9 protein-coding genes are annotated in these 7,847 nt (G+C 40.9%); 1 reads left to right on the top strand and 8 read right to left on the bottom strand.

Features of this window, described 5'->3' with window-relative positions; all coding sequences use genetic code 11:
* The 8 genes from IQ242_RS11295 to pdxH all read right to left on the bottom strand — a co-directional run.
* On the bottom strand, nucleotides 1-467 hold a 467-nt coding region (locus tag IQ242_RS11295), incomplete at its 3' end, for a transposase family protein (RefSeq protein WP_193960041.1).
* Nucleotides 468-513: 46 nt separating this feature from the next.
* Entirely contained in the window at nucleotides 514-1,014 is a 501-nt protein-coding gene (locus IQ242_RS11290; RefSeq protein WP_193960040.1) for a DUF3368 domain-containing protein, read from the bottom strand.
* On the bottom strand, nucleotides 998-1,288 hold the full coding sequence (locus IQ242_RS11285; protein WP_193960039.1) for a UPF0175 family protein: 291 nt from the start codon (nucleotides 1,286-1,288) through the stop codon (nucleotides 998-1,000). Before IQ242_RS11285 ends, IQ242_RS11290 begins: the two co-directional genes overlap by 17 nt.
* Before the next feature lie 82 nt (nucleotides 1,289-1,370).
* Entirely contained in the window at nucleotides 1,371-1,640 is a 270-nt protein-coding gene (locus IQ242_RS11280; RefSeq protein ID WP_002739840.1) for a type II toxin-antitoxin system RelE/ParE family toxin, read from the bottom strand.
* Nucleotides 1,633-1,881 carry a type II toxin-antitoxin system Phd/YefM family antitoxin gene (locus IQ242_RS11275; RefSeq protein WP_002739617.1) on the bottom strand — a complete coding sequence of 83 codons (249 nt, stop codon included), beginning with the start codon at nucleotides 1,879-1,881 and terminating at the stop codon, nucleotides 1,633-1,635. Before IQ242_RS11275 ends, IQ242_RS11280 begins: the two co-directional genes overlap by 8 nt.
* A gap of 67 nt (nucleotides 1,882-1,948) precedes the next feature.
* Nucleotides 1,949-6,253, bottom strand: a complete 4,305-nt coding sequence (locus IQ242_RS11270; protein ID WP_193960038.1) for an NB-ARC domain-containing protein — start codon at nucleotides 6,251-6,253, stop codon at nucleotides 1,949-1,951.
* A gap of 118 nt (nucleotides 6,254-6,371) precedes the next feature.
* Complete coding sequence (locus tag IQ242_RS11265; protein ID WP_193960037.1) at nucleotides 6,372-6,674, bottom strand: trypco2 family protein; 303 nt, start codon at nucleotides 6,672-6,674, stop codon at nucleotides 6,372-6,374.
* 230 nt (nucleotides 6,675-6,904) lie between these two features.
* Nucleotides 6,905-7,549, bottom strand: a complete 645-nt coding sequence (pdxH, locus tag IQ242_RS11260; RefSeq protein WP_193960036.1) for a pyridoxamine 5'-phosphate oxidase — start codon at nucleotides 7,547-7,549, stop codon at nucleotides 6,905-6,907.
* Nucleotides 7,550-7,600: 51 nt separating this feature from the next.
* Between pdxH and IQ242_RS11255 the strand changes: the two genes are divergently transcribed.
* Nucleotides 7,601-7,847 (top strand): segregation/condensation protein A (locus IQ242_RS11255; RefSeq protein WP_193960035.1); only part of this gene is annotated, 247 nt, incomplete at its 3' end.

The raw sequence follows: 7,847 nt of genomic DNA, 5'->3' as shown, positions 1-7,847 counted from the left end.
CGCTGCGCGAGATCGGCAACGACTTGCGACTTTAATGTGTGGTATCCCTGCTTGCCACTATAGTATGATTTCTGTTTTTTTTTGGGTCTTTCTATCTCATGTTCTGACACATCCACCACTATTACTTGTCTTTCACTATTACTTTCTAATAGGGCTTTTTTTCCGGGTAGATTAAACAGACCTGATTTGATGAGAATATTCTCTACTTTCCTAACAATTCTATACGCCGTTGATTCGTTAATACCCCAGCTATTTCCCCGATGAAAATAGGTGCGATATTCTCGCCAATACTCTAATGTTATTAGTAGTTGGTCTTCTGTACTCAATTTGCTCGGTCTACCTGTCTTTTTTTGCCAAACTTTTTCTGCCTTTAGGACTGTTACCATATCCTTAAATGTATCTGGATACACGCCACACAAGCGTTTGAACTCTGTTGGCTTTAAAGTTTTTACTTGTTCGTAAGTCATCTTTCAATCTTAACTCTTGGACTATTTTATCCTATTTTGTCTAGACTTATGCAAGAGATCTATTGTCTAATTCTGTTTTTAGCCAATTAATAATCGGAGAACTAATACGAATTCCATGATTAATTAACTGTTGTGATAGATCTAAAATTTCTTGTTTAGATAGATAACCCATATCAAAACCAACCAAGAGAATTCCTAAGGTTACTTTGACAGTTAATTTCATTGCTTTAGCAACTCTTCTTGCCAATTTCTCATCTATAATTACCCAGTCTGGTTTAATTGAAATTGCCAAGAGAATAACTTCTAATTCTCCTCGCTCTAATCCTAATAATAGCGGTTCAAGAGGAGATGATGATACAACTTCTTGGACTTGAATCCAATTGGCGTTTTTGAGTTCTTTCGCCCCCGGTTTATCGTTTCCGGTGATGACAATTTCTTGATAGACTGCTAAGGGAATAATCACTTCATCAAATAGCTGATTAAGAAGGTCTAATTGATTAATCAAAGATAAAGCGATGATCGGTGTAGAATTAACAATTATCTTCATTCTCTTTGATTTTTTTTGCTAATTTATAACTGGTTTCTATCTCTGATTCCCATTCTTCTGCTGTGTAATCAATAATGGAAAAACCATACTCAGAGAGAAGTGTATAAAATGTATATTTATCGCATCCTAATACTTGTGCGCCGATTCCTGCTGAAATTTTTCCTTCTTGATAAAGATGCCCTAATGTATAAATTATGACTTTACGAGAGAATGCTTCTTTTTCTTCTCTGGCAGCAATGAGGAGTTCTTCGGGAAATGTTACATTAATGTTCATGAGTGTTTAAAGATAATTTGTTTTTCTTGATTTTAGCAGGAATAATATCGCTAATTAATTGATGGTTGATAATTAAGATTCTCTATATTGTTCTCTTTAGTTGTTTATAAATTTCATCATCGTTTCGTTTGTCAATCAGCAAGATTTCTAGTGTTTGCTCCTCAACACGATAAACGATTCGATATTCACCAATATCGGCTCTATGATAAGAGTATCCTTTTAACTTTAGAGAATCTTGGGGATAGGGATTTGTTCTCAGTTCGGTTATTTTTGTGGCTACTTGTTTGGCGTGTTTATCTGGCAGTTTTTTTAAGCGTTTAGTTGCTTGTCGAGATAGGTTAATCTTAAGCATTTAAAATTTCTGACAGTAAAGCCTCACTTTCTGTTGTTCCGATAAAACCTTCTTGATGAGCTTTTTCTGCCTGTAAAGCCAAAAGTTGATTTTCTAACTCGGAAAATCTCTCAAATTCCTCGATTGACAGCACGACTGCAACATTACGTCCCTTTTTTGCTATCTTTACTGGTTCTCTTCGAGCCAAGTCTAACAGTTCGCCAAAGCGATTTTTTGCTTCTGAGGCTCCTAATGTTTTCATAACTAACCTTTATAGAAACTAGCCATTATGACCATTTTAGCTATTATAGCAATTATTGACAGGAGAATCACTTCCACCAGCGACTCACCTCCCTAATCCCTTGATACACTTCTCTTAAGGCGACCACTCCACCAAAATGAAGGATTAAAGGCGCTAAGTTGGGAATAGTTTCGAGGAATTTAGGACGAGTGAGAGTACCCAAAGCATGAAGGTTTTTTTCCCAGAAGGATAGGTCAACATTGGCAGGCGTTAACACCTTAGTCAATCCTTGTAATGCCTCTGCACGGTTGGATTCAGACCCAATCCCTCTGGCAACTTCTAAGGCTTCGGGTAACAAACTTTCCGGTAAATGGGGAGCTAACCCGGTCAATGCCTCTGCACGGAGGTATTCAGCCCTAATGGCTCTGACAATTTCTAAAGCTTCAGGTAAGAAACTTTCTGGTAAATAGGGAGCTAATCCTGTCAATGCCTCTGCACGGTAGTATTCATATCCATTCCCAATCGTTCTGGCAACTTCTAAGGCTTCGGGTAAAACTTCAGGTAAATAGGGAACTAACTCTGTCAATGCCTTTGCACAGAAGTATTCATTCCCAATCGCTTTGGCAACTTTTAAGGCTTCGGGTAAAACTTCAGGGAAAGACAGACCTATCCCTGTCAATGCCAATACACGGTCGTATAAATTCTTAATCGCTCTGGCCGCCTCTAAGGCTTCGGGTAACACTTCAGGGAAATAGTGAGCTATTACTGTCAATGCCCTTGCACGGGAGTATTCATTCTCCTTGGCTCTGGCAACTTTTAAGGCTTTGGGTAAGAAAATTTTCATTAAATGGGGAGCTAACCCTGTCAATGCCCTTGCACAAGTGAATGCATCGCTAATCGCTCTGGTAACTTTTAAGGCTTTGGGTAACAAACTTTTCGACAAATGGACGGCTAAACCCGTCAATATCAATGTCCCTGCACTGTGGTGTTCATCCCCAACCCTTCTGGCAACTGCTAAAGCTTCGGGTAAAACTTCAGGTAAATGGGAAGCTAACCTGGTCAATGCCTTTGCACGGAAGTATTCATCCCCAATCCCTCTGGCAACTGCTAAAGCTTCGGGTAAAACTTCAGGTAAATAGGGAACTAACTCGGTTAATGCCTCTGCACGGTAGCCTTCAAGCTTAATAGCTCTGGCAATTTCTAAGGCTTCGGGTAACAAATTTTGCGGTAAATGGGGAGCTAACCCTGTTAATGCCTCTGCACGGTAGCCTTCAAGCTTAATAGCTCTGGCAATTTCTAAGGCTTCGGGTAACAAATTTTGCGGTAAATGGGGAGCTAACCCTGTCAATACCTCTGCATAGCGATCATTCCCTATCTCCCTGGCAATTTCTAAGGCTTCGGGTAACAAACTTTCTGGTAAATAGGGAGCTAATCCGGTCAATGCCTCTGCTCTGTAGTGTTCATCCCCAATGGCTCTGACAACTTCTAAGGCTTCGGGTAACAAACTTCCCGATAAATAGGGAGCTAACCCTGTCAATGCCTCCGCACAGATGCTTCCGCCGACCACCGGAAAGTAGGATTCATCTACCTTGTAATGGCTATAGACATAGAACTTCCCAATGGCTCTGACAAATTCTAAAGCTTCAGGCAACACTTCAGGTAAATGGGGAGCTAACCTGGTCAATGCCTTTGCACGGAAGCGTTCATCCCCAACCTCTGTAGCAAATTCTAAGGCTTCGGGTAAAACTTCAGGTAGATAGGAAGCTAACCCTGTCAATGCCTCTGCACGGAAACGTTCATTTCCAATCTCTCTAGCCAATTTCAAGGCTTCGGGTAACAAACTTTCCGGTAAATGGGGAGCTAATCTGGTTAATACCTCTGCACGGAAAGGTTCATTTCCAATCTCTCTAGCCAATTTCAAGGCTTCGGGTAACAAACTTTCCAGTAAATGGGGAGCTAATCTGGTCAATGCCCCTACATAGCAATTATTCCCAATCTCTCTAGCCACTTCTAAGGCTTCAGGTAACAAACTTTCTGGTAAATAGGGAGCTAATCCGGTCAATGCCTCTGCTCTGTAGTGTTCATCCCCAATGGCTCTTACAACTTCTAAAGCTTCTGATAACAAAGCAGGAGGAAGACAGGGACTAATTTCCCTTAATCCTGCCGTTTTCTTCTTAGCATCTTGATTTTGTCTCACATAAGCCAATCCCTGCGCTGGTTTCCAGATTTCATGCTGAATCAGTGCCGCGATCAATTCCGGTGGAATATTTCCCGCCAAACTATTCAGAGAAGAGGTGATCAACCCATAGCGCACCTGTAACCCCATAGACTGACTAGGTTTATTCACAAAATCAGCTTCCGCCAGTTGCCAAGCTTTAACAACATCCTTGATAAAAATCGCCGTTTTCGCTTCTTTCTCGCATTTGCTATACCAGCCATTACCTCCTTCCGCGGTTTCCTCCCTCAGTAATTGATGAATCTCTTCAATTTTTCTTGCCTTTTCCAAATGCCAAATCAATTGATTATAAATGTAGCCATCATCCTCTAAACTGTGCCATAAACCATTTTTAGTCTGTCTTTGATACCGGGTTAAAAGTTGCCGATGAGCTTCAGAAATCGATAAACCCAACCCCGGTAATTGATACTCTCTTTCAGGATGAGAAGACGCTTGTAAAAGATTACGGGCTAAATCATGTAAGAGGTCATGGACACGATAACTGAAGGTTTGTTCACTAGAAACCCCTGTTAATAATAAAGCTTTACCGCGTAAATATCTGAGGGTTTTCCTCGCTTCCGTTAGCCGACAATCCCATAAAGTAATTGCCATTTTTTCCGTAATTGTCACATCATCAGGTAAAACTCCCAACCAAATAAACTGTTGCAATCTTTGGGGCGATAACCGCTTTAAACTGAGATTAAAACAGGCAATTAAACTATAATGTTTGCGCTTTTCTTCATTGGCAGTATCTCCAGCTTCCAAGCGATCTAAAATTTCTAAATTAGCGATTTCTGCTCGTAAATCTTCGATTAATTCAGCCCAAGTAATCCCATCTTTAACTTGTGCTGCTCCCAACTCCAAAGCTAAGGGTAAATAACCGACAATTTTGGCTAATATTTTGGCTTGTTTCTGATCTGCTAAATTTAATTCATGCTTTAAATAACCCCTTAATAAGGCTAAAGATTGGCTTTCCGTCATCACATCCAAATCATAACGAATTGCCCCTTTAACGGGAACTTCTCTAGTGGTTACTAATAATTTACAGTGATTTACTGCTACTATAAAAGGATCAATATCTTCCACATTCCAGAGATCATCTACTACTAATAAAGCCTTTTTATCTGCCAATAAAGTCCTCAAGTGTAAGGATGCCGCATCAATACCCGTCGGCTTAAAATTATAATCTCCTAAAGCTTGAATCCAGCCATGAAGAAAGGATAAAATATCTGGTTGTTGTCCTAAAGTTGCCCAGAAAATGCCATCAGGAAAAAAAGCTTGAACTTCTTTTTCTTGTGCTAAAGCTGCCGCTAAAGTGGATTTACCAATACCTCCTAAGCCATAAATCGCACTAATAACTAAAGTTCCAGTTTTTTCCGTTGTTTCTGACAATAAAAGTTGTTTTAACTCAATACTAACCTCTCGTCTTTCCACAAAATAACTCGGTTTAGGAGGAGCTTGATTGCGATAGGAAGAAGATTTTAAAGAAGCGGATATAACGCGGTTAGGTTCAGGATCAATATCATGGTTTTCTAATATCTCACACCATTCGGGATTGTCATAAACCCTTGCCAAAGATTCAGCTTCTAAAGATTCAGGACGATCTGGATTTTGATGCCATTTCTGCACACCCACCACTAACCCATTACAAACAATTGCTGCCCCTGATGTCCCCTGCCAAGGGGACTTTGGTTCTGCCTCTAAATTAGCCTTTTTTACCTCTAAAATTGACGGCTTCCGAGTAACTTCTAAGACTAATAGACCATCTGGCGAAACATCTGCTGTGTAAATAATACCCTCAATATGAAGTCTTGTCGCCTTTTCTTTTTTATCAGTTTTAATCAACCCCCATTCAGGCCACCCCAAAAACTCAAACTTAACTTTTTCCCCACTATTACTATCAGGTAACAACCCAAAGTCTACAGGATCAAAAGTTTCGATAGTTTCTGGTAATTCTACTAAGGCTATATCGATATTATCGGGGGCTTTCCAAATTACTTTAGCGTCTATATCCTGCTTATCAGAATAGTTTGATGCTGATCTAAATCGTACTTTACAGTCGTTACTATTATCAAATAGATGCCGACAAGTCAAGAGTAAACGTCCCCCAATTCGATAGGCAGTGCCATACTTAGGGGCAACAATTTCTAAAGCGCGATCGGGTTGGAATTGGGGCATAACTTATCGGATTGATGTAACCTATTCTTCTGGGATGGTGATGGGTTACGCTTCGCTAACCCATCCTACAAATTAACTGCTTTGGGGGCAAGCATTGCGTCCCTAGGGGTATAAAATTCTAATCGGGAATATCATCACTTCCTGTCAATACAGGTTTTCCATCTTTCCAAATGGGTTTAAGGGGAATTTTAATTTTATGGGTTATCGTATCTTTATTGGTGCCACCCCCGCCCATTTCTACTACCCAAAATTTCAGCCCACCTTTGCCTTCTTTCGACTGCTCAACCACAAATTGAACCTCTAATTCAATTTCACCCACTTCAAAGCGAATCTGCTCACCCTCAGAGGCTAAAATAGATTTACTCAGTTCAACCCGCAATGCTTCTAAGGTTTCTCGAAGTCCAACTTTATTGATGTCCATAATTCTCTAGTTATTTTTGAAAGATGCAAACCAAAACCCTTTCAATTCTATCGTTTTTCTGAAACTTTAGGGCGGACGGATTGCCTTTCCCAAATGACATAATAGCCCAACCCGATCGCTAAGGTAAGCGCGGGTTGGGAAAAGACATCGACCTAATATTATCTCAAGACTAAAATGACAAATTGAATTAGCATCGAGCTATTTTGCCAATACAAGGTGTCAAGATCAAACTAAGGGGCTAAACGTTGCCTTTGCCAACTGCCATCTTCTTGACGATAATAACAGAGACGATCGTGGAGACGACTGGGGCGACCTTGCCAGAACTCGATTAAACTAGGAATTAGGCGAAATCCGCCCCAATGAGGAGGACGGGGAACTTCACGACCCGCATATTCTTCTTTTAGTTCTGCTAGGCGTTTTTCGAGTATATCTCGCCCCGAAATCACTTCACTTTGATTGGAGGCCCAGGCCCCTAAACGAGATTCCCAGGGACGGACAAAAAAGTAATTATCCGATTCCTCCTCGCTGATTTTTTCTATAGTTCCCTCAATCCTAATTTGCCGTTGCAATTCTCCCCACCAAAACACTAGGGCTGCATTGGGATTAGCGATTAATTCCTGTCCCTTGGCGCTGTGGTAGTTGGTAAAGAGAACAAAACCGCGAGGATCGAAGTCTTTTAACAGTACCATGCGGGCCCGGGGTTTACCCTCCGGGGAAATAGTGGCTAAAGTCATAGCGTTGGGTTCCAATGTTCCCGAAGATACCGCCCGTTCTAGCCATTGTTTAAATACAATGAAAGGATCGGCAGATGTTTCGGACTCTAGCAATTCTTCAAGATTGTAGTCCAAGCGCAGGTCAGCGATCGATATGTCCATGGTTTTGCTTGCTAAATTCTATCCTTTGAGATCCTACAAGATTCTACAATCATGACTATCACCTCGGCCAGTGACGCGATCGCCTCTCTTTTAGAAATGGCGGAACAGGGAGAAATTGACCCCTGGGATGTGCAGGTTATCGATGTGATCGATCGCTTTTTGGCAGAATTGGGGTTATTAAATGATCTAGATTTAGCCATGGCCCAAGCTAATTTACCCCAATCGGGACAGGCTTTTTTATGGGCTTCTATGTTAGTTTTATTTAAGGCTGATACCCTAGAAAGATTGTCTTTAGACC

The sequence above is a fragment of the Microcystis sp. LEGE 08355 genome, from assembly GCF_015207185.1.
Classification (GTDB): Bacteria; Cyanobacteriota; Cyanobacteriia; order Cyanobacteriales; family Microcystaceae; genus Microcystis; species Microcystis panniformis.
This window is presented reverse-complemented; position numbering and strand designations above follow the sequence as displayed.